The 19,411-nt window shown below is 55.9% G+C and carries 26 protein-coding genes; 11 read left to right on the top strand and 15 right to left on the bottom strand.

Annotated elements, in window-relative coordinates; all coding sequences use genetic code 11:
* Nucleotides 1–117 precede the first annotated feature (117 nt).
* The 4 genes from ISP19_RS18495 to ISP19_RS18480 form a co-directional block, all read right to left on the bottom strand.
* Nucleotides 118–630, bottom strand: a complete 513-nt coding sequence (locus tag ISP19_RS18495) for a hypothetical protein (RefSeq protein WP_204683897.1) — start codon at nt 628–630, stop codon at nt 118–120.
* Complete coding sequence (locus ISP19_RS18490) at nt 627–1,295, bottom strand: DUF4386 domain-containing protein (RefSeq protein ID WP_204683896.1); 669 nt, start codon at nt 1,293–1,295, stop codon at nt 627–629. Before ISP19_RS18490 ends, ISP19_RS18495 begins: the two co-directional genes overlap by 4 nt.
* A gap of 134 nt (nt 1,296–1,429) precedes the next feature.
* Complete coding sequence (locus tag ISP19_RS18485) at nt 1,430–2,149, bottom strand: HD domain-containing protein (protein WP_204683895.1); 720 nt, start codon at nt 2,147–2,149, stop codon at nt 1,430–1,432.
* A gap of 226 nt (nt 2,150–2,375) precedes the next feature.
* On the bottom strand, nt 2,376–2,969 hold the full coding sequence (locus ISP19_RS18480) for a TetR/AcrR family transcriptional regulator (RefSeq protein ID WP_204683894.1): 594 nt from the start codon (nt 2,967–2,969) through the stop codon (nt 2,376–2,378).
* Between the two features lie 222 nt (nt 2,970–3,191).
* Here ISP19_RS18480 and ISP19_RS18475 point away from each other — a divergent pair, with 222 nt between their 5' ends.
* The 3 genes from ISP19_RS18475 (at nt 3,192) to ISP19_RS18465 (ending at nt 5,383) form a co-directional block, all read left to right on the top strand.
* A complete protein-coding gene (locus ISP19_RS18475; protein ID WP_204683893.1) occupies nt 3,192–3,593 on the top strand; it encodes a nuclear transport factor 2 family protein in 402 nt (133 codons plus the stop codon).
* 21 nt (nt 3,594–3,614) lie between these two features.
* Nucleotides 3,615–4,373, top strand: a complete 759-nt coding sequence (locus ISP19_RS18470; protein ID WP_204683892.1) for an SDR family oxidoreductase — start codon at nt 3,615–3,617, stop codon at nt 4,371–4,373.
* A gap of 170 nt (nt 4,374–4,543) precedes the next feature.
* On the top strand, nt 4,544–5,383 hold the full coding sequence (locus ISP19_RS18465; protein WP_275577152.1) for an alpha/beta fold hydrolase: 840 nt from the start codon (nt 4,544–4,546) through the stop codon (nt 5,381–5,383).
* Nucleotides 5,384–5,559: 176 nt separating this feature from the next.
* On the opposite strand, the gene ISP19_RS18460 is transcribed toward ISP19_RS18465, so the two are convergent.
* The 3 genes from ISP19_RS18460 to ISP19_RS18450 form a co-directional block, all read right to left on the bottom strand.
* The gene (locus tag ISP19_RS18460) at nt 5,560–5,958 is read right to left on the bottom strand and encodes a hypothetical protein (RefSeq protein WP_204683890.1); all 399 of its coding nucleotides are present in this window, start codon (nt 5,956–5,958) and stop codon (nt 5,560–5,562) included.
* Nucleotides 5,959–6,135: 177 nt separating this feature from the next.
* Entirely contained in the window at nt 6,136–6,336 is a 201-nt protein-coding gene (locus ISP19_RS18455; RefSeq protein ID WP_204683889.1) for a hypothetical protein, read from the bottom strand.
* Nucleotides 6,337–6,430: 94 nt separating this feature from the next.
* The gene (locus tag ISP19_RS18450) at nt 6,431–7,408 is read right to left on the bottom strand and encodes an RDD family protein (RefSeq protein ID WP_204683888.1); all 978 of its coding nucleotides are present in this window, start codon (nt 7,406–7,408) and stop codon (nt 6,431–6,433) included.
* A gap of 200 nt (nt 7,409–7,608) precedes the next feature.
* Between ISP19_RS18450 and ISP19_RS18445 the strand changes: the two genes are divergently transcribed.
* Nucleotides 7,609–8,133 (top strand): hypothetical protein, encoded by a 525-nt coding sequence (locus ISP19_RS18445; RefSeq protein ID WP_204683887.1) that lies wholly within the window; start codon nt 7,609–7,611, stop codon nt 8,131–8,133.
* A gap of 20 nt (nt 8,134–8,153) precedes the next feature.
* Here ISP19_RS18445 and ISP19_RS18440 read toward each other — a convergent pair whose 3' ends face one another.
* Both ISP19_RS18440 and ISP19_RS18435 read right to left on the bottom strand, forming a co-directional pair.
* Nucleotides 8,154–8,444: a DUF2845 domain-containing protein gene (locus ISP19_RS18440; protein WP_204683886.1), complete on the bottom strand. Its 291-nt coding sequence runs from the start codon at nt 8,442–8,444 to the stop codon at nt 8,154–8,156.
* Between the two features lie 40 nt (nt 8,445–8,484).
* A complete protein-coding gene (locus ISP19_RS18435) occupies nt 8,485–9,048 on the bottom strand; it encodes an MEKHLA domain-containing protein (protein WP_239556939.1) in 564 nt (187 codons plus the stop codon).
* Nucleotides 9,049–9,486: 438 nt separating this feature from the next.
* Here ISP19_RS18435 and ISP19_RS18430 point away from each other — a divergent pair, with 438 nt between their 5' ends.
* The 3 genes from ISP19_RS18430 (at nt 9,487) to ISP19_RS18420 (ending at nt 10,748) form a co-directional block, all read left to right on the top strand.
* Entirely contained in the window at nt 9,487–9,759 is a 273-nt protein-coding gene (locus tag ISP19_RS18430) for an XAC0095 family protein (protein ID WP_204683885.1), read from the top strand.
* 43 nt (nt 9,760–9,802) lie between these two features.
* Nucleotides 9,803–10,072 carry an XAC0095 family protein gene (locus ISP19_RS18425; RefSeq protein WP_204683884.1) on the top strand — a complete coding sequence of 90 codons (270 nt, stop codon included), beginning with the start codon at nt 9,803–9,805 and terminating at the stop codon, nt 10,070–10,072.
* 235 nt (nt 10,073–10,307) lie between these two features.
* Nucleotides 10,308–10,748, top strand: a complete 441-nt coding sequence (locus ISP19_RS18420) for a cupin domain-containing protein (protein WP_204683883.1) — start codon at nt 10,308–10,310, stop codon at nt 10,746–10,748.
* A gap of 94 nt (nt 10,749–10,842) precedes the next feature.
* Here the strand turns inward: ISP19_RS18420 and ISP19_RS18415 are convergent, their stop codons facing one another.
* The 3 genes from ISP19_RS18415 to ISP19_RS18405 all read right to left on the bottom strand — a co-directional run bounded on the left by ISP19_RS18415 (nt 10,843) and on the right by ISP19_RS18405 (nt 13,604).
* The gene (locus ISP19_RS18415; RefSeq protein ID WP_204683882.1) at nt 10,843–11,766 is read right to left on the bottom strand and encodes a M14 family metallopeptidase; all 924 of its coding nucleotides are present in this window, start codon (nt 11,764–11,766) and stop codon (nt 10,843–10,845) included.
* A 73-nt stretch (nt 11,767–11,839) separates the two neighbouring features.
* Entirely contained in the window at nt 11,840–12,421 is a 582-nt protein-coding gene (locus ISP19_RS18410; protein ID WP_204683881.1) for a hypothetical protein, read from the bottom strand.
* A gap of 340 nt (nt 12,422–12,761) precedes the next feature.
* Nucleotides 12,762–13,604: a hypothetical protein gene (locus tag ISP19_RS18405; protein ID WP_204683880.1), complete on the bottom strand. Its 843-nt coding sequence runs from the start codon at nt 13,602–13,604 to the stop codon at nt 12,762–12,764.
* A 450-nt stretch (nt 13,605–14,054) separates the two neighbouring features.
* Here ISP19_RS18405 and ISP19_RS18400 point away from each other — a divergent pair, with 450 nt between their 5' ends.
* From ISP19_RS18400 to ISP19_RS18385, 4 genes are all read left to right on the top strand, one after another.
* Nucleotides 14,055–15,005 carry a hypothetical protein gene (locus tag ISP19_RS18400; RefSeq protein WP_204683879.1) on the top strand — a complete coding sequence of 317 codons (951 nt, stop codon included), beginning with the start codon at nt 14,055–14,057 and terminating at the stop codon, nt 15,003–15,005.
* Nucleotides 15,006–15,125: 120 nt separating this feature from the next.
* On the top strand, nt 15,126–15,494 hold the full coding sequence (locus ISP19_RS18395) for a DoxX family protein (RefSeq protein WP_204683878.1): 369 nt from the start codon (nt 15,126–15,128) through the stop codon (nt 15,492–15,494).
* 563 nt (nt 15,495–16,057) lie between these two features.
* Nucleotides 16,058–16,594, top strand: a complete 537-nt coding sequence (locus ISP19_RS18390) for a hypothetical protein (RefSeq protein ID WP_204683877.1) — start codon at nt 16,058–16,060, stop codon at nt 16,592–16,594.
* A gap of 248 nt (nt 16,595–16,842) precedes the next feature.
* On the top strand, nt 16,843–17,055 hold the full coding sequence (locus tag ISP19_RS18385; protein ID WP_204683876.1) for a DUF3820 family protein: 213 nt from the start codon (nt 16,843–16,845) through the stop codon (nt 17,053–17,055).
* 52 nt (nt 17,056–17,107) lie between these two features.
* On the opposite strand, the gene ISP19_RS18380 is transcribed toward ISP19_RS18385, so the two are convergent.
* The 3 genes from ISP19_RS18380 to ISP19_RS18370 all read right to left on the bottom strand — a co-directional run.
* The gene (locus ISP19_RS18380; protein ID WP_204683875.1) at nt 17,108–17,722 is read right to left on the bottom strand and encodes a hypothetical protein; all 615 of its coding nucleotides are present in this window, start codon (nt 17,720–17,722) and stop codon (nt 17,108–17,110) included.
* A 119-nt stretch (nt 17,723–17,841) separates the two neighbouring features.
* Nucleotides 17,842–18,483, bottom strand: coding sequence for a hypothetical protein (locus ISP19_RS18375; protein ID WP_204683874.1), 642 nt, complete (start codon nt 18,481–18,483; stop codon nt 17,842–17,844).
* Nucleotides 18,484–19,195: 712 nt separating this feature from the next.
* Nucleotides 19,196–19,411: hypothetical protein (locus ISP19_RS18370; protein WP_204683873.1), on the bottom strand; the 216-nt coding region annotated here is incomplete at its 5' end.

The following is a 19,411-nucleotide window of genomic DNA, read 5'->3' as shown; positions in this document are numbered from 1 at the left end:
GCACCTAAAAACGCGAGAAATCCGCGTATGGGGCGTCCATGAACTCAGAGCTAGCCCATAGAAACCCACCCTGCCCAATCAGCGCTGGCATGACGCCATACCCTTGCGGATGACGGGCTAAGGATGAAAATCCGCTTCCAATAGCTTGCGAAGCGAAGGCGTCGTGCCCTGTATATCGGAAATACGCCACCCGTCTCGAGTTTGGCTCAGCACATACACGATGTGCATATGCGCGGCGTGACCCGCATAAATGAAATCAACAGACACCTCGGAAGGATCCGCCATCTGTTGAATCTTCATCCCCATGGCGCCGCCGGGATCCTGGGAGTCCCAGATCGGGTCGTAATCCAGTCGACAAATTCCGTTCTTCTCTTCGCACACGCGGTCGCGCAGGATCAGGCTGACCATGTGCGGATCAAAGTATCGATTTAAGATATTGACCGGCTGTTGGAGCAGACCAGCATCACTGTCCACCGGCTCGTCGATAACGGCCTCCCACGCATAATCCTTATAGAGTTTGACGATGAGCGCCTCAGGCCCCGTCAACGATTCGGCCGCGAGTGACACCGCTGGAAGCAGTGCGGCTATGAGTGCAAGCAAAGGCCATGAATAACTGGGCATCCGTTTCATTTACGCACCCCAAAAACAAGCAACCACAACGCAATACCCATTTCGCCAAAAGCCGCCGGCAGCATCACGAAGCCCGGAACATCGCCAGCACCAAGTACCTGCGTAAAGAAACTGATCAGATAGCTAAAGTATCCGAGCATCAAAAGGATGCCAAGAATCCTCGGTAAAAATCCGGACTTGAAAACCAGATAGCCGAAGGGCAATAGCCAAAGTCCCCAGAAAATCTCGCCGATAAGCAGCTTATCGTCGTACGCATCAAGCGATGACCTCACCTTCGCATACCATTGGTCGCCGCTCAGTGCATGCCGATAGAGATCGCCATGCAAAAACGCCAGCACATCCAGTTGATCCGCCACGGCAACAAGATCAATCGGCACACAAGCCACCGCCAGCGCGACCATGGCGACGGCGGCCGTTTTATTTACCGGACTCAGCAGCTTGTACAAAACCAGCGGCAGCAGGAGAAACACCACGTGAGAGATCACGTTGACAGCCACACCTGCCCGGAACAAGGACTCCGACGCCAGAATATGGTTGACGGTGGCAGCGGCATCGCCATGAACCATCACGTGCGATGGCACATACATCAGGCTGAACAAGCCGGTCACGACATTGATGGAATACAGCAAGCCAGCGACCCTTGCCGTACTGGCTGGTGAATTCATCGTTCCCCCTTTGGCAAGCCACCCGAGGCCGGAGCCTTGGAAGCGAACTATACCCAAGGAAAGGAATGGGGAAGTGGGATGAATGAAGTGGGAGGTACTTGACCACCCAGGTTACCGGCCCACTCTGAACCGGCTTAAAGCTGAGGCACCTTCGATACCTGCAAAAGAACAGATCGATAGTGTGCCAATCCCGGCACATCCAGCTGCGGAATCTTGGCCTCGTCATCCCAGCGACGAAGTTGAACCGCCACGCCGGCATTCGGTAATGCCTCAAATGCCGTGGCTTCCTCCTGGCTCATCGGACCACCCTGGAGTTGCAGGCTTTCGATGGAAGACGGCGATAGCCGCGCCATATAGGTTGCATCGGTCGCGCAGAGATAACGCTTGGCAGCGACGTGCAAACGCACGGTTTCGGTGACGTCTTCACCAAACCACTTGGCCAGATGCACTGCCGCCACATCCTCGTGGGCACCATCCATCCCTTGCTGTGCGATGTCCTCAGGCAAGCCATGCAGCATGTGCCCAATATCGTGCAGCAGTGCGGCGGCTATCGTCGATGGACTGGCCTGGGACTGTTCCGCGAAATGCGCACACTGCAAACAGTGTTCAAGGATGGAAACCGGCTCGCCAAAATAAGCTTCCTTTCCTTGTGCCGAGAGCAAGTCCAGCAATTCGTCCACATGTTTGGCGTACGCCATTATCGTGCCCCGTAACAAAACGTATTCGACCGATGGAAGACGAACAGTTAATGAGTCTCGGGTTGCGGAACGTCTACGGCTGTCTAGACGACTGGACGCCCTTGTATAAGACACCTGCATCTCAAGGTGTTTTCCAAGGCAGACGAAATCTTTCATTCCGCCTCACCGTCGTCCCTGCGCACGCGGGGATGGCACATGGATGTGCCCGGCTTTGAGGAGCGAGGAAGGCCGGGACCCAGTGACTTGGATGTAGCAAAGGCGCTAGGTCCCGGCCTTCGCCGGGACGACGGTGGTGAAAATATCAAGCGACTTGGAGAGCTTCCTAATTTCGTTGAAAACGTAAGCCGAAAAAGCGCGGGTAATCCTGAAAACCTATCCTCTCTTAGTTGCCAATAACCCGCATCAACTGCTCACGCCCATCCTGCAAAATCTCATCTGCAAGCGCAGGATCGGCCTCAGCCACCGCACGCGAAAGCACCAGCGAGCCCAGCATCTGGCTGAACACCGCGACGGCCTTTTTCCGTTTCTCCTGCGCACTCTCGCCGCTCATCACACTCGCCAGCTCATCGAAATTCCACGTCAGTCCGCGTGCATAGGATTGACGCGCTTCCTTGCCGAGTCGCCGCACATCACCGGCGTACGCGGTCAGGGGGCAGCCGTTCTCGATATCGGCCAGATGTTCGCGGGACAGATACCACTGGACATGCTGCTTCATCGGATCCGCCGCGTTCGCCTTCGACGCTTTGATGTTGGCCAGCAGATCGGCCCCGCCGTCTTCCATCGCCTTCTCCATCACCGCGGCGACCAGCGCGTCCTTCGATTTGAAGTGGTTGTAGAAGCCGCCCTGGGTGAAACCGGCGGCCTTGGTCAGCTCGGCCAACCCCACCGCGGCCACCCCGCGCTCGCGGAACAGCTTTTCCGCCGCGTCGACAATAGCCCTTTTATTTTCAATGGCTTGCTGCTTTGAAACACCCATAGTCCTACTCCTGTTCCAGACCCGGTTGTGGCCCACCTCAAATTACAATGGTGATCACCATTGACAATAGTCCAACGCAGTGCCATTCTACCTCACGTCAATGGTGATCACCATCGTGATTTCACCTCGGCACCAGGTAGCCCGGTGCCGCGGGCCAGACCGACGAATCCGAGCCAAAGCACTCCGTCACTTGAGCCATCCGTCATCCAAGAGGAAACGACCATGTCAAAGACGTCGCCCGAACAGAACAAGGCCCTGGTCCTCCAGGCCTTCGACACCCTCTTCAACAAGCGTGACTACCAGGCCGCCGGGCGCTTTTGGTCGGACACCTACATCCAGCACAGCGCGCATATCGAGCCGGGCCGCGACGGCCTGTTCAATCTGATTCGAGCCATCCCCGACACCCTGCATTACGAGCATGGGCTGATCCTGGCCGAAGGCGATTACGTCATCGTGCACGGACGTTTCTCCGGCCACGGCCGTCCGGCGGCATGGATCGCCGCGGACGTGGTGCGCATCGAAAACGGCAAGCTCGCCGAGCACTGGGACGTGTTGCAAGACGAAGCCACGCAAACCGAATCCAAGAGCGGACTGCCCATGTTCGGCACCCGCTTCCCTGTTTGAAACCACCCTAGGAGAACTGTCATGCAACTCTCAGGCAACACGATCTTTATTACCGGCGGCGGCTCAGGCATCGGTCGCGGACTGGCCGAGGCGCTGCACAAGCTCGGCAACAAGGTCATCATTTCCGGTCGTCGGCGTGGTCATCTTAATGCCGTGATCGCCGCCAATCCCGGCATGGAAGCGATCGAACTCGACATCACCGATCCGGTCAGCATCGAACGGGCGGCGGTCAAGCTGATTGCCGATCATCCGGAACTCAATGTGCTCATCAATAACGCCGGCATCATGCAACCCGACACGGTCGCCGGAAAAATCGACGACGCCTTGCTGACCTCGACCATCGACACCAACCTGCTCGGGCCGATTCGCATGACCTCGGCCTTGATCGAACATCTGAAGACCAGGAAGAACGCTGTGGTGGCGTATACCAGTTCGGTGCTTGGCTTCGTGCCGTTGGCCGTTAGCGGCATCTATTCGTCGACCAAGGCGGCGCTTCATTCCTACGCCCTGTCGCAACGCTTCATGCTGCGCAATACCAGCGTCCGCGTGCTTGAAATCGCGCCGCCGTGGGTGCGCACCGAACTCATGAACAGCCAGGAAGCCGGAGAAGCCATGCCGCTGGATCAGTTTATTGCCGAAGCGGTGGCGATTCTTGGCACGGATGCGGACGAGATCGTGGTCGATGCCGCCAAGCAGTTCCGCGCCAATGTAGGCCCGAATGAACACGGCCTGGTGAATGGCTTCAACGAGCACGCGCTCACGCTCTTTGGCGGCGCATAACGCGCGATAGGTAAACGTGGCGCACCTCATCCACGCATCGATGGTGCGCCATCAATCTTTCATTGCTTATCTCGCCCCCAATCGGCACCAGCGCTGATTGAGGCCAGGGGAGCATTGCGTCCGCTTAAACCATTTCGGATACGAACCACATCATTCAAACAGGCACATCCATGTTCATTCATTCGCACGAAACAGCCCCTACGCGACAAATCAATGCGGGCGGCATCACCTTCGCTTATCGGCGCTTCGGCAAGCGTGGCGGCGTTCCACTGCTACTGCTGAATTACTTCGCCGCCAACATGGATGATTGGGATCCAAAAATAACCAATGGCCTTGCCGCCGAACACGACGTCATTATTTTTGACTATCCAGGCATCGGTAAATCGTCGGGAAAGACACCGGCCGGCGTGGAAGCACTGACCAGGCAATGCGTCGACTTTTTCCGCGCACTCGGCTTCAAGCAGGTCGATGTGATGGGATTTTCGCTGGGCGGCATGATTTCCCAGCAACTTGCTTACGAATACCCCGACCTGATCCGCCGCGTCATCCTGCTCGGCACCGGGCCACGCGGCGGCGAAGACATGACATTCACCGAGCTTTCTGCCGAGGAGCAGGAAGACCCCATCGCCCTGCTGACGGTGGCCTTCTTCACCACCAGCGAGAAAAGCAAAGCAGCGGCAAGAGACTACATCCAGCGCCTGCAGCTACGCACGGCGGATCGCGACGACCCGGTATCCAAAGAATCCGCCACCATCGAACTGGGCAGCATTCGCGAATGGGGCACCATTCCGCCCACCGGCCGCTACGCCATGCTCGCCGACATCCACCAGCCCACGCTGATCGTGCATGGCGCCAAAGATATCGTGGTCACTCCGATTAACGCTTATATATTGGCCCAGCACATTCCCAATGCTCAGCTGGTCATGTATCCAGATGCCAGCCACGGAGCCCAATCGCAATATGCCGAGAACTTTCTCAAACAGGCGAACATATTCCTCACCGAAGCATGACGCGACCCATCACCACGCAAAGATCCGTAAGTTGGGTTAGCAGCGCAGCGTAACCCAAAACCGCTTGGACTTTGGACGCAGCACGATGCACAGCGGCTGGGAGTTTCTTTGGGTTACGCTGCGCTAACCCAACCTACTTACTAAGATGCAGCGGTTTTCGGGCGTCCGCCGCAATTTCAGAGCCGATCATCCCTCGTCGGGCGCATCTTAGAGAACTCATCTATACCTAATTCATCACAAATTTTTGCACCTTGCGCGATGTTGGAGAGTGTTTTATGTGCCCACCAGACCACTCGGGCATAGCTGATTGGGGCCAGAATCGGTGAAGTGATGAATGCGGCGAAACCGACCGAAGCGCCCCCTTTCCCAAGTTTTCCAGCCAGCACTCCGAGGGCAGCAGCCAACACCAGATGGATGGTCCAAAGTGCTGCAAAAAAAGGCAAGCGCAAGGACGCCCACGGGTTGCTATTGATAAGAAGAGCGATCACGAAAAGTCCGAATACAACTGCAAACATCAAGAAAACCACATGCAGCAACTTGAGTCGATTGCGAATCTCTCCTTCATTTACTCTCATATTGATTCCCCGTTTAAGCTTTAAGCGGGTCCGCTTCGGAAACGGACCTTATCAAAGTGCTAGCAACACCCACCGGCTATCAGCCTTAAGTCTTCAACGGATACTGACCAAAACCGTTGCCCCAGCGATTTCTCTCCAGAGCCGGCATTCAACCCAGCCGAAATCCACATCTGCCCATTACTGCCCCGCCTTAAAGGCATAAAGCACAAACAACCAGCAATAAACCCCCGCCACAGTCGGCGCGTGAAACGCATAGAAGATGATGGCCGTACCCGCCATGCACCCGAGCCAATACTTGGCAACCGATATCCAGCCCAGTTTGTCGTAGTACATCGCCGTAAACACGATCAATCCGGCAAGAGCGAGAAGGCTGATCACGGATCACTCCCTGTAAAAAGACGCCCCGAGCCCTTCATTCCGAAAACAGTGGCATCAGGGTCAGCGTGCATGTCCCTCTACAAAACCCGGCACCTCACCCACCCAGCGAATCAGCCTGCAACTCCCACGGCTTGTAGATATAAGTGCGCTTCGTCCACCACGATGCGATGCCCATGTCGTAGCCGTAGGCCAGCACCACCGTAACAACATCTTCCTGCGCCTGATGCGGATCACCCTTGATCATGGTCTGGGCGATGCTGCGGGCATAGTCGGCGTCATTGATCATGGGCGCATCCACGCGTAGCAGTGCGCTCAAATAACGGGTGGTCGAGCTGCCGCTTTTGGATGACCAAACGGATGTGGATCCACGCGTCACCTGCGCACTCATCACATGCGGCTGGGCTTCGAGTGTCTGGTAGAGCGGCAGGATGCCCGCGAAGGTGTCGGTTTGGGCAAGTCGCTTGGCGATCAAGGGGGCGCCCAGGCTAAGCAGTGCAATCACCATCACCACGGCCAGATGCCCTTGCCAGACCGTGGCAAAATGCGCCTCGCCCGCTTCAGGTTGCACACGCACCACATAAGAGCCCACCGCCAGGTCGTGCAGTGACTGCCGCGTGCGACGGTTAAACACATACAGATAGACGATGGCAAAGCAGCCGCCGAACACCAGCAGTGAGACCAGTGCGCCAACGACGGGCGACAGCAGCGCCGCACCCGGAAGCGGTAAACCGTTGAAGAAGAGTGGGATGCCCAGCACGGTGTAACGCAGCAACGCACGCGGTAGCGACAACGTCTGCCCCTGCCCGTCCACCACGCGGATACCAAGCCATCGATTGGCCAGGGTCTGCCCGTCACCGATACGGCTATTGAGCACCCCGAAGTAAGCCAGTGCGATGACAAAGCCGATCAGGCGCGCCGGAGCGCCCATGCGTGCGAGCGAATCGAATAGCACGATGCCAATAAGCGCGCCGACCAGACCGACAATAATGCTGTCGATGAAAAAGGCACCCAGGCGGCGCCAGAAACCAGCAATAACGAGATCCTGCCTGCCTTCCCCTACAGACGTATCCATGGTTCGCTCCCCCTGATTTGAGAAGCATATTGCCGTAAAAGGAGATAGGTGGGGAGTGGCTAAACCGGCTGGCACCCTCCGGACCTCCCCCGCTCTTGGCGCTGAGGCGAGTACGAAAAACGACGAAGTAACCCAACCCGCTCTGTTTTGTCACAACATATCTGCAAAAACCACAGTACCAACCAGGGGCTTCGTTGATCATGAAAATCAGTGCTGCACTTTTAACGATGGTGTCGCTTATGACCATGACTGCCGGCGACATTTTTGCTGGCACGTCTAAATCTGTCGACACATCACTCCAGACAGGCCTTGCGACTGCAAAGCAGAAAACAAGAATCCCCATTCTGCTCCCCGGCACGCTCCCACCTCGTCTACAAAGCATCCCTGGGCTTATCTCATCTGCAACCGCCGACAACGATAGTTATGACATCCCTTTATACATGGGCGACGGAAGCGGCGGTACAACGCTATTTGTCGGCGATTTCTCTGGAAACGCCCACTACAAGTTTGCCCCCCGTGGCAAGCCGGTCCGCTTGATCGACCATATCGTTGGGCACTTTCTACCAAGATCCTGTGGCGGCTCATGCGCCCCAAGCTCCATCGAATGGCGCGTCAAAGGCATTCACTACGAAATCCAACTCAAATTTGGCTTCGATAATGAGGCCGAAGAACAAAAGACCATGGTCGACGTTGCCAATTCCGCTATTTCGGGCGGCGCACGATAGCGCATAGACAGAGTCAGCAATCAGCGATACAGCGTGTCAAAGCTGGTAGCCCTGCCACCCAAAATCGTAACAACAATGGTTTTCCCGTCCTGCGCGTATTGCCATTCCTCGCCGGGCACCAGCTGATTGTCCGGCTGCCCATGCATGGTCCGTTGAATATAAACACGTATCGTCGGCGGCCCCATCAATTCCTGCACCCGTGCTGCACTGTCGCCGATGGTCAACACTTTATCGCCCACGCGCAGTGAGCTCATCGCGTGGGCGGACGCGCTTACCAACAACAAGATAAATATCAGATAGCGAAACGACATGGTTCTCCCTTACACCAACTCAATCAAGGTCCCGACGTTATCAGCCATGCCGCTGCGCCGCCCCCGCGGCTTTTGAACGAAACCCTTCCTCAAATATGGAGCCCTTTCTGATCGGCAACACGCGCGGAATAAGCACCGCCTGACCGCGATAATTCCCCGCCAAATCCACCAGCTCCCATATGGTCGCGTTGTGGACCAGGAAGCGCTCGCCCGTTTTAGTAATGCGCACGCCTCGATATCCACTAATAAAGCCCTCGCGCTTGACCTTATCCAGTAGCACCTGACGCTCGGCGCGCCCGGCAGGTTCGGCGGACAGGCGCGAAGGCAGCTCGGTGAGCTCATCCCAGTCGTATCCAAAAATCGCCTGCGCACGCTTATTGCCATACATAAAGACCGGATCGGGCGACGTATCGTGCGCAAGCACGGCATACGGCGCCGCCGCATAAAGCCAATCCGCACATCTAGATGCTCTCATGCGATAGGGAACGAGCGACTTTCCGACTCTCCGCCTGTAACTGTCAGCAAGTAGGGAGAAGAATGTCGTATTGGTGCTCAATGGCATCAGAAACAGCTCCTGCAAAAAAAATCCTATTCGTGTGCGCATTCAGGCCATTCCGTACGCGCCACGTAGTCCTTTTCCTCGACATCAAAACTCCCGTCACCGACAAGATGTCGAGCTCGCTTTGTGAGAATCTTATATATGTCGAACGTGCCCATCCGGAGTGATGACACCGACACGCTCGACATCAGTGGGGTAAACGCGGATCGCCTGGGGTTCCAGCCCAAACGATCCGCTAACCACAATCAACTTCACAGGAGTCAATTATGGCTACGCTCGATGATAAGGCACTTGCACGTTTTCGTGACCCCGCCTCAGTGTCCCTCCCTTACTCCACCGACGCGCCAGCGGCGCGGCGTCGAGCCCCAAGTGGGTAATCGTTGAATCGGAATCGGACGATTCCGACAAAACGAGTAAGAGTTTTCTTGCAGACCCTTCGCCCGCGCGCAATGCGCGGGCGACCTAACCGCGTGGAGAACACCGATGGAAGGCACTTATAACGGCCCATTTGGGTCGAAGCACTATTTGCTGTCAGAAGAAGACTACGAAGAGCTTAAAAATCTTCAGACTTTGCTGATGATCATGGCGAACGTCGCCTACGACGAGGAACAACATATCGACGAAAACGACACCATGACGATCCCGCGCGTGGAAATGAAGCTCATTTTTCAGCAGCTCAGCGTGCTCATTGGCGAGGCCCTGGAACGATTGGACAAAGGCGGCCACATCGACCGTCAAAGCCACACCCTGCAATGATGAAGTGTGCAAACGAATGCCAATCCACATCATGGAGTGATCAATGAGCAAACGACGCCACATGGCTGAAATGACGCACGGCTATCTACTTAGCGAAGAAAACTTTCAAAAGCTTGAGCAGATCCGCAATCAACTCTTTCTCATGGCCATTACGACCATCGCCGCCACGCAGGCCGAAGAACAAGAGCCACTGGAAATCCATCGATCTGTGCTGGGGCAGAGCTTCGAGAGCGTCGCCCTTGAACTGGATAGCGTGCTGTCAGCGACGGAGTGGACAGGCTCGCGAATGTCTCGGGCCCAGCGACGGCATTAAGCGCAGAATCCGAGCAACAACGGAGGTGGCTAATCGCGCTTATCCACCTCTGCACCTTAATGCGCATGCGTCATGCATCCGCTCCGATCCAATCACTCTCATAGGCTCATTCAATCGAAGCGATCAATACTTCAAATTGCGCCGCAGACCGGCGATGCCTATGCTCTAGGCATATGCAAAGCATGTGTGATTCATGCGCACAACGTGTTTAGTGATGCCATGCGTGGATGATGTTATGAACAAACCACTTACATTTGAACCACAGACCGATAACAGCCGGCAGATCTTCGACGTCTTTGTCGAACTCGCCAAGTTACCCGACACCTCGGAAACGATGCTGCAAGACGTCTACTTCAGCGACTTCGATTCCGCCAGCAGCCGTATTTTTAGGATCTACCGAAACCTCCCCCTGCACTATCACGAGGATTGCGACGAACATCTATACGTCGTGAGCGGCGAGGCCATCTTCCACCTCAACGGCAGCGAAAGCATCGCCAAGCCGGGCATGTTTGTTCGCTTCCCGCGGAAGCAGGTGCACGGATTCCCCAAAGTGCTCTCGCATCCCTTTGTGATCCTTGCGATCGATGTACCTCGCCGTCGCCCGGATGACATCATCTTCGTCAATCCGGACGAAGGCGATGCGAAGTCGTTTATGGCAAGGAATGCGGGTGTTTGATCCAGCGATGGATTCGCGAAATCCATAAACAGAAAAACCGGGGCGCAGTGGGCTGGCCCCGGTTTGCTTTAACTAACGCATCGCTCAACAACCGTCAGGCGTGCGCCAATGCGTAATCCATTCCCGCACGCACCGCCGCAACCTGTGCCTGGATACACTGCTCAGGCGTAGCGTGCGGGCTGTCCGGATAAACCTCGGTGGTTGTCGTGTAACGCGCACCCGTAATACCGGCGCATAGACCAAGCCCTTTCACCGCGTACTCGATCACGCCCGGCACCACCACCGGTGAACCGATGAGTTTGCCGTCCGCATCCGCCGGTGCGATATGCGTCACCTTCGACACCGCCGCCAGTACCGCTTGCTGGAACCCCGGCTGGGGATTTTCGGCGTCATCGACCAGATAGAAGCCATCCGGGATTTCACCCGGCACGAACACCTTGCCATCGCGTGCGGCCAATGCGCGGCGAAATTCGCCTTCGTCACTGTCGGTGGTTTCGTGCAGGTCGATATGCATCAGGAAGCGACCGCGCAACGGGGCCACCAGCCGCAGCAACGCCGCCGACTCGCCCGACCGGCTGTTTTCATGGAACGAACGGTTCGGATCGATGGCATCCGGATTCCAGCGCTGGATGCGTTCGTAGGCCCATGGGCTAACACACGGGGCGACCAGGATGTTTGCACGCCCCGCGTAGTCGGCCATGTGTTGTTCGGCAAAACAAAGCGCACCGTGTACGCCACTCGTTTCGTAACCATGCACGCCACCGGTGACCAGCATGGAGGGAAGATCGTCCCGCCAGCTCGGGCTACGAACGGCAAACAGCGGAAAACTTTCCGGGGCATAGTCAAGCCGACCGTATTCCGACAGGTCGAAGCGGGCGCGAAGCCGATCGATCGCATCGAGCACGTCTGCTTCATAGCTGCGCCGGCGAACCTGCCGCGAAAGCCACGCGTCCCTCTCCGCCTGACCCCAAACCTTCCCCACTTCACCGATCGGGTAAGCGGCATCGTTATTGCTCATGCTTTTATCCTGCATTCTCAAGATTAGGCTCGACCACTACTTTCGGCGACGAAGCCACAACGACTCTTCCGACTTAGCCGCCACTTGGCTTGTAAATCATGAAATCACCCTGCTTTTGCCTTTTTGGCTCAACAACGATGGAAGTAGCCAACTGCTTGGCCATATCTTCCAGCATGTCATCGGGCGAGGTGAAATGAGTCTTGGAATCCTCTTGATAGGTATAAGTCGTCAACGCCTGCCCGTTCTTGACGCTCAGGACACGCACGGCGACACCCGCGCGATCCGCGTGAATGGCCAGATGCCCGGCGCGGTGATAATCCTGGACCTCGCCATTGATCACATAGCGGTAGCCTTTTTTAGCGGCGTAAGCGACCGCCGCGGCGTCCGTAAGCTGAGCGTCAGCACCCACCGGCCTGGGCAGCGCGACCGCATGCAGCCCTGGCCTTTCCGAAAGCACCCGGACAAAAATGGAACCGGCCGTCGCTCCGGAGCCGGCACAATCCGCATCACTCGCGACCGCGCAATCCTGGAACGGCACCACGGCCACCGTGCCACCGTGGGGAATGCGATGTAACACCGTGATATCCGGGTCGGCGGTGGCACATCCCGCCAACAGCACCATCGTTGCCAACAGGGCGTGTATACGCATGGTCATAACTGACTTTCTCCAAGCCTTGAAAGTGCTGTCGCTGCTAAACGGGAGAGGATACCAAACTGCCTATTTGCGCATCGGAAAGCCGTCGAGTCCTTTTCAGCGAAACGGCAAGCTTGCCGTAGACAAGATGGCGTCAAAGAGTGGCGCAAATTATTGCGGCGATCTCGCTGGCGAGATAGAACCCCGTTTAGCCGGCGAGTGCGGGGGATCGAATGGTCGATGCGAAAGTGTGCGCGTCGAGATGGGTTCATCTTGAGTCGCCGTCATTCCCTGCGAACACGTAAGCGGGAATGACGACTCGGGGCCGTAGGTATCCCTCAGGCCCCTTTTTGGCGACTGGCTATTCGACCGTAAACGAAGCGATCTTGGCTTCGTTGATGGTTGCTGCCGATTCCACATGCAAGGTGACGGCTATACCGTAGCTTTCCAAATAAGCGAAATTTGCCTTCGACTGAACGACGCCGTTTTGATTGAAGAATTGGCAGCTTATCGTCCACGCTTCGCCCGTGAGGGTTGCGTTCAATTCCGAGGCCGGCTGTGCGTCACCACGCACGCACGATGTACGGCCATCGTGGAAATTCATAATCTGCACCGAGGTTCCGTACTCATACTTGTATTCCAGCCCGTTCCTGAACGACGAAATGGGGTCGAAGTGCTGGAAACTCTTCATCTCCATTTCCATCGGCGCAATGTTGGCGCCCAGGTTCATCGATTGGCCTTTGATGGGGAGCATGTTTCGATAACTGAGTTGATAGGCCTGGGAGACCGGCACACCATTGCGCGAGCTCTCCATCATCACCTCGACAAGACCATTGCCCACATTGGTAAGCGTGTACGTTTCAGAGGTTTTGTAGGTCTTGTCCTTCTCTGCGATATCGTTGTCCCAGCTGAGCTGGTACACGACCCGCTTGAAACTCACCTGCCCGCTGTCTGCGTCAGTGATCGTTTTGTACAAGCCAGTCGATAAGCTGCTTGGCGAAAAGTGACTGGCGAGAAAACCGGCCTTGTCCTGCTGGACATCCTTGACCTGCACCTTTTGTATGCAACCCGACAGCAGACTGGCGGTCGCACCGCAAAGTGCAACGCCCACGATCAATTTAAGCTTCATACCGATCCCCCTAGCGCTGTTGACATCCCTGGGGTAGCGCCACGCCGCCGCGCTGGAACTCGTCCAGTAAGGCATCCAACGTTCACTTCCCCCTACCCTGCAGCGTCTTGCGACGCTGGCAAAATCATGCGCGATTCGCTGTTGGCTGAAAAGCCCTCGCTATAGATGCCTGGAGACTTGTCCATAGCCGTGGGCGCCAGCATCGCTTCGTATTTTTTTACGACCCAGGATGGCCGAGTGCACCCGGGCGCAACGCCTGAGATTCCCCATTTTTGTGCTCGACGACTCCAACGAAATTTGAGAGTTATCCAAGCCTCCCCGACTTTTCAAACCACCTTACCGTCGTCCCGGCGCACGCGGGGAGGGCACATGGATGTGCCCCGCTTTGAGGAGCGAGGAAGGCCGGGACCTAGCGTCTTTGTTGCCTCAGAGTCACTGGGTGCCGGCCTTCGCCCGGACGACGATCAAAAAGCACGCGAACACCTCGGCCCGCCCCCTCACCCTCCCCAACCCAGTGAGCTTGCTATGCTCAACCAGCACGGCGCGGGGGCGCCGCTCATCGGGGGAATCGACACCATGGCAACACGATCCAGGGGACCGTCGGCCGGCTTTGATTGGCTCAATCGCGGCATCAGTGCGGGCATCCGCCATCCGAAGCCACTCTTCGGTGCGGCAGGCCTTCTGATGCTGGCCGTGCTCATCCCGGCGCTCATCTCAACCACCATGCAATTTCAGGCACTGCATTCGGGCATGCCAATGCAACCGACCTTCTTCGGCTGGATGGCAGCGCTATCCATGCTGATCAGCCTGCTCGTGTTCCCGCTCTACGCGGGCTACCTGCTAGTGATCGACGCCGCAGAACGTGGGCTTCCCGCCCGCGCGGTTGACATCTTCAGGCCCTATCGAGAAGGCAATGCACTTCGCGTGATCGGCTTTGGAGTAGTAATGCTGTTGATTTACGCCGCCATGCTCGTCGCCGTCTTCACATTGACAGGGGGCGGCGTCGCCCACTGGTACATGCAAGTGCTGACCGCACGCGCCAATCATCAACTGCCACCGACAACATTGCCCGACGGTTTCGGGATCACCTTTTTACTCATCATGTTGGTCGCCATTTTCATGGTCGGTTTTCATTCGATCGGCCTTGGCCAGGTGGCACTTGGCAACCGCGGCGTGTTCGGTGCCATCGGCGACGGCATGATCGGCGCAGTAAAAAACCTGTTGCCGCTGCTCATGCTTGCCTTGGGTCTCATCCTTGTCTGGATCGCCGCTGCTCTCTGCATCGGCATAGCCGCCTTTCTGCTCGCCCTGATCGGCAAACTGGTCGGCGCATTGGTGTTGGTGCTGATCATTCCGCTCTACATCGCGCTGCTGCTCCTGGTGATCACGGCGATGTACGGGGTGGCGTATCACCTATGGCGTGACGTGTGCGGCGACGACGTCGAGCCGGGATTCGCCGAACCCTTGGTCGCTTGACGGAATTTGCATGTTCCTATGAGGGCAGCTACGGCTGCCCTCACGCAATAGATGGCTCACTTATCTCAGGGCACCTTGACCGCTAGTAAACCTGATCCCGTTCTTGACCTCGAGAAGACCATGACCTCGCAGACAACCGGCAAAGCGCGTCGCGTCATCACCTGGATTCTCAGAATCCTGCTGGGCGTGACCTTTCTTGGAATCGGCATCGAAAAGGTCACCGGAACCATGGGAACCCTTCCATTCTTCGACGCCATCGGCTGGGGCCAATGGTTTCGTTATTTCAGCGGCGCACTGGATATCGCAGGAGCACTACTCATCTTCATACCACGCTGGACATCCTTGGGAGCTCTCATCATTACCTGCACGGTAGGCCTCGGCACTTACCTGTGTTATGCCAAGGCGCTCTTCAATCCCATGTTTCCGCTGGTTATGACCCTGCTGGCCGCCACGCTGGCGTGGCTTGCATGGAGGCCGAAACCATCATGAGGGAACACTGCGTGATAAGTGGAGTAGCGGGTCCTTAGAAATCAAAGTAACGACACCTATTACCGTCACTGTTCCAATAAAAAAATAGATGCCTTAGTAAACCAAGCCACCTCTGCTCCGGCTACCGGATTGATAAGTCAACCTGGAACCGCTCTTTCGATGATTGTGCGGCGAGTCGGCGGCGACATCTCGATACGTGATCTGTAACACCGCACGCTGTCGCGTCCGGCCAGTAAAGCTGCTCGCCGAAAACAGACCGCAGCAAACCCCGATAATTTACATACAGCGCGCCGTACGGTCCGCGCATCCCACTCTCATGCAGCTTACGAGCGAGGGATTGCCTCGAGAGGAGCCTCGTGCCATGCCATATCAAAAAGGCATCCATTTACTATAAACAATGCATTTTTAGTCAGAATCCAGTTGCCGCAGAATGGCCCTGCGTTCAAGGAAACACCTTGACCTCGTGACCTCAAATTCATCTCACCGGTATCCACATCGAAAAGACGTCAGATACCACTCACGACGAAAATGCTTCGTCGTGAAACAACCTGGAGATATTTATCATGACTACTTCAACCCACATTGCACAATCGTCCATTCGCGGTAAATTCGCCGTTTCTGGTCTGCGTCTGCTCGCTCTATCCCTTGCCGTGATCGCAGGCGTATCGCACGCACAGCAGGCACCCACGCATCAGGGCAATACTGTTGCCATCGAATTGCACGATCAGGCACCGACAGTCACCAACCAGTCGATCTTGGCCGCAAACGCCTCGCGCGCCAGCAAGCCGGGCAATGGCACGATTAACCCCGCCACCACACGCATCGTCCTCTATGTCGGGGGAAATGAACGTCCTTTCAAAGGCGAATACTGCACGGCGAATCCCGTGCTGAAAACGGTCCATAACATCGGTGCGGGTGATGTGCTCGTCGCATCGGCTCTGTGCAAGGGAAACCGCGAACTCAGCGTGTTCAACATCGGCGTTGCGCAAACCAAGCTGGATCCGTCCGACTTGCCGCAAACCCTGAAGCTCGTCAAAAGTGACCTGGTGTATGCACGGCAAGAGAATCAATTCAGCAGGTCGATTGAGGGTGGCATGTAAATGCGCAGCCCCTCCAGCCGAAGTTTAGAAGGCTGCTGGATTGATCAAGTTCGTCTTCTAAGATACACAAGGCGGGAACGGCGCTTCCCGCCTTGTGACTTGATGAACCACCCAAGCGCCTTTAATCGTTACCTCAAGGTGTGACAAAAGGGATCCCAAGTTCACTTCATGGCAAGCGTGCCGCACGTCAATTAAAGTACGCCCCGCCTTGAACTTCCCTCGCCTCTTATCACATTGAACACAACCACGTGAAACCCGAAGATTTACAGCGGCTGGTAACCGTCACCATGCCCTACGGCAAATATCAGGGCCGCCTGATCGCTGACCTACCCGGCGCCTACCTCGCCTGGTTTGCACGCAAGGGTTTCCCGCGCGGTGATCTGGGCAATCTGCTGGCCTTGATGCTCGAACTCGATCACAACGGACTGCGGCCTCTGCTCGATCCACTGCGGAAGGGTTAACGGGACCACGCGTAAATAAGGCACAGGGAGTCAAACCACCTTCCTATTCTTGCTATGCGCCATTGTCCGCGAAGCCTTTCCACACATCGTTCTCGACTAACGTGGATCTGTAAATCTCTAACCCACCACACCCCTTGATCGCCTTGAGTGTGCCTTTCACCTGAAGGGCAACCGACCTAGGCAGCCAAGGGCTCAGTGTTATTCGTTCAATTGCAGAAAGCGGAACGGGCATACGAACCGTCGGTTCTGCCTTCTTCTTCGTCGAGCCATAGAAAAGCCTGAATTCATGTTCATCCGTGTAAGCGTGGCGTTTGAGAAATGGAAGATCTTCTGTAGCAGGTGGCTTTCTTCTCAACTGAGCGATAGTCCTGTATCGAACACTCTCGGCGCGTAGCCCCTTAATCTTGGCCGCATACTTGATCAACTTTTCCTTATCGAAGGTAATGCATGCCCCTCCACTACCATGTGAAAACACTCGCCAGTGGTGGTAGGTCTCTGGAGCTTCCGTCAAACACAAAGCGTAAGTGCGGCGGAGGCCAACTGAGCGTGCATACTGCTCAATATAGAAAGAATCGTTCCGGTCATCCCAGGCCTTGGGATTTACCAACACAAGAGCCCTTGTCTGAAGCAAGTCTATGACATAAGGAATTTCGGTATATCGCCTCAACGTAGCTCCCAAGGTCTCCCCCTTTACAGAACGCGTTTGACTTTCAATCCGAAAATTTAGATGCGTGCAAAAACAAATATCGATGCAACGGGCGAGACTGACAAATAGATCCGAAGTAGTTAATTCGGCTCAACCACTTCCAGCTCATTTATTCGCTTAGGGGATACATCAACCCGGAGCCCTTCTTTGTGGGCAAGCAACGGCGACAGCTCTTTAAATGCATCGTTGGCTGAGTCGAGATTTACCAGATGAGGCAAGATCATGGCGGCGGCCACGAGACCCGACGAACTCTCAAGAAATATTCTCTCTGAAAGGATGAACCAAGCCCAGACAGATAGCAGGCCAACGGAGCCAAGCACCATATACAGCGCCTCAAAGACGCGCAACTCGACACCCCTCCATCTCCATACCTCTCTCCATCTGCTTCTCCACTCCAAACGACCCATTTCCGTATCGTAAGTAAGCAAAGACCAGGATCGCGCCAGGCTGGCCAACTTCGAAGGGGCTGCGGGAAAGCACATGACACGTCGCACCAGCACCGCTGGAAGTGCCTCGCCAAAGCAATGGCGGATCATAAGTTCCAGCCAGAAATCATCGGCCTTGTCGCCATCTTTCCATAGCTCCAGAAATTCCTTGCGCTCCTGACTCCTACTACGTTTTAGTGCAAACATTCCCCTAGCCAGCACCGGCAACGCGAATAGAGCAAGCACTAGATAGGCGAGCGCCCCACCTGTTCGTAGTAATGCGACAACATCTTTCATGCGCCATCCTGTTAGCTCTTATGTATCGAGCGAATCCATAGAGAGACAGCCCCACATCCGAAAAAACGTTCTTCCCCTTACGCTATTTGAACGAAGGAATCTGGTAAGGGGACAGAACACTTTCCCAACGATCTATTTTCGAGAAAAGTGTTCCGTCCCATTATTTCTTCGTCTCTGGCTCCCTAATGACACCCGCCGCTTCTGGTGCATTCACATCGGTTTCCCGCTCTCTTAAGTGCACTGTCTTTGGTCGCCTTGCTAAACGCAGGTGGACTCCTACCAGGAACGCCATAGGTAGATGTGTCAGAGTGACACGCTTGGCAAAGAACTTCCGCGTTACCCAAATCATCGCCGCCATCACGACGCTTATGATGAATTTCAAGATTTGTCGTGCCTGTACATCTAGCCATACCTCACCTCCTTTGCTGGAACGGTAGACATCGTCATTACTCTAGATACCCTCTAGCTCAGCTAACTAAGTAAAGGGAAAAGCTCATTACAAAGAAGAGCACCATGCAGCCAATCCAGGCATAAATCGACTGCCACCGACGAAGTGTGCCTCTTCGCAGTCTTTGGCAACGCTGATCCACTTGGTGCTCGCCGGTGCACGAACAGCCAGTAACGTGGCGGACGCCGCCACGTGAAGAGCTTCTTTATCCCCCTGTTCTTTTCCTTAGAACTGGATCCCCACTGCGAATGCTAGCAAGGGAAATTAAGGGGCGGCGTGAAGGCTACGTGACGACGAGGCACTGGGCTGCTCTATGTTCGAAGCGGAAAGAGCAACAGTGGATTCCCGCGTTCGCGGGATGTTTGCAAAACTATCCCCATCCGACGAAGAGGAACGGCGATGCGCAAACAGCCCACGATGAGCTTGATTGATGGTCTTGTGGTCGGCGGAGGTAATGCGCGCCTGGAACGGATAGAGGCG

This window comes from Dyella flava (assembly GCF_016904955.1).
Classification (GTDB): Bacteria; Pseudomonadota; Gammaproteobacteria; order Xanthomonadales; family Rhodanobacteraceae; genus Dyella_B; species Dyella_B flava.
Note: the sequence above shows the minus strand (reverse complement) of the source record. Positions and strands in the feature narration are given on the sequence as shown.

Excerpts from the sequence above, each read along its gene's own strand:
- ISP19_RS18445 (WP_204683887.1), top strand. The coding sequence starts at position 7,609 with ATGAAAATCAGTGCTGCACTTTTAACGATGGTGTCGCTTATGACCATG.
- ISP19_RS18400 (WP_204683879.1), top strand. The coding sequence starts at position 14,055 with ATGCTCAACCAGCACGGCGCGGGGGCGCCGCTCATCGGGGGAATCGAC.
- ISP19_RS18465 (WP_275577152.1), top strand. The coding sequence starts at position 4,544 with ATGTTCATTCATTCGCACGAAACAGCCCCTACGCGACAAATCAATGCG.
- ISP19_RS18420 (WP_204683883.1), top strand. The coding sequence starts at position 10,308 with ATGAACAAACCACTTACATTTGAACCACAGACCGATAACAGCCGGCAG.
- ISP19_RS18375 (WP_204683874.1), bottom strand. The coding sequence starts at position 18,483 with ATGAAAGATGTTGTCGCATTACTACGAACAGGTGGGGCGCTCGCCTAT.
- ISP19_RS18450 (WP_204683888.1), bottom strand. The coding sequence starts at position 7,408 with ATGGATACGTCTGTAGGGGAAGGCAGGCAGGATCTCGTTATTGCTGGT.
- ISP19_RS18410 (WP_204683881.1), bottom strand. The coding sequence starts at position 12,421 with ATGACCATGCGTATACACGCCCTGTTGGCAACGATGGTGCTGTTGGCG.
- ISP19_RS18490 (WP_204683896.1), bottom strand. The coding sequence starts at position 1,295 with ATGAATTCACCAGCCAGTACGGCAAGGGTCGCTGGCTTGCTGTATTCC.
- ISP19_RS18390 (WP_204683877.1), top strand. The coding sequence starts at position 16,058 with ATGACTACTTCAACCCACATTGCACAATCGTCCATTCGCGGTAAATTC.
- ISP19_RS18495 (WP_204683897.1), bottom strand. The coding sequence starts at position 630 with ATGAAACGGATGCCCAGTTATTCATGGCCTTTGCTTGCACTCATAGCC.
- ISP19_RS18460 (WP_204683890.1), bottom strand. The coding sequence starts at position 5,958 with ATGAGAGTAAATGAAGGAGAGATTCGCAATCGACTCAAGTTGCTGCAT.
- ISP19_RS18485 (WP_204683895.1), bottom strand. The coding sequence starts at position 2,149 with ATGAAAGATTTCGTCTGCCTTGGAAAACACCTTGAGATGCAGGTGTCT.
- ISP19_RS18435 (WP_239556939.1), bottom strand. The coding sequence starts at position 9,048 with ATGCGCACACGAATAGGATTTTTTTTGCAGGAGCTGTTTCTGATGCCA.
- ISP19_RS18475 (WP_204683893.1), top strand. The coding sequence starts at position 3,192 with ATGTCAAAGACGTCGCCCGAACAGAACAAGGCCCTGGTCCTCCAGGCC.
- ISP19_RS18415 (WP_204683882.1), bottom strand. The coding sequence starts at position 11,766 with ATGAGCAATAACGATGCCGCTTACCCGATCGGTGAAGTGGGGAAGGTT.
- ISP19_RS18405 (WP_204683880.1), bottom strand. The coding sequence starts at position 13,604 with ATGCCTTACTGGACGAGTTCCAGCGCGGCGGCGTGGCGCTACCCCAGG.
- ISP19_RS18395 (WP_204683878.1), top strand. The coding sequence starts at position 15,126 with ATGACCTCGCAGACAACCGGCAAAGCGCGTCGCGTCATCACCTGGATT.
- ISP19_RS18470 (WP_204683892.1), top strand. The coding sequence starts at position 3,615 with ATGCAACTCTCAGGCAACACGATCTTTATTACCGGCGGCGGCTCAGGC.
- ISP19_RS18425 (WP_204683884.1), top strand. The coding sequence starts at position 9,803 with ATGAGCAAACGACGCCACATGGCTGAAATGACGCACGGCTATCTACTT.
- ISP19_RS18430 (WP_204683885.1), top strand. The coding sequence starts at position 9,487 with ATGGAAGGCACTTATAACGGCCCATTTGGGTCGAAGCACTATTTGCTG.
- ISP19_RS18480 (WP_204683894.1), bottom strand. The coding sequence starts at position 2,969 with ATGGGTGTTTCAAAGCAGCAAGCCATTGAAAATAAAAGGGCTATTGTC.
- ISP19_RS18440 (WP_204683886.1), bottom strand. The coding sequence starts at position 8,444 with ATGTCGTTTCGCTATCTGATATTTATCTTGTTGTTGGTAAGCGCGTCC.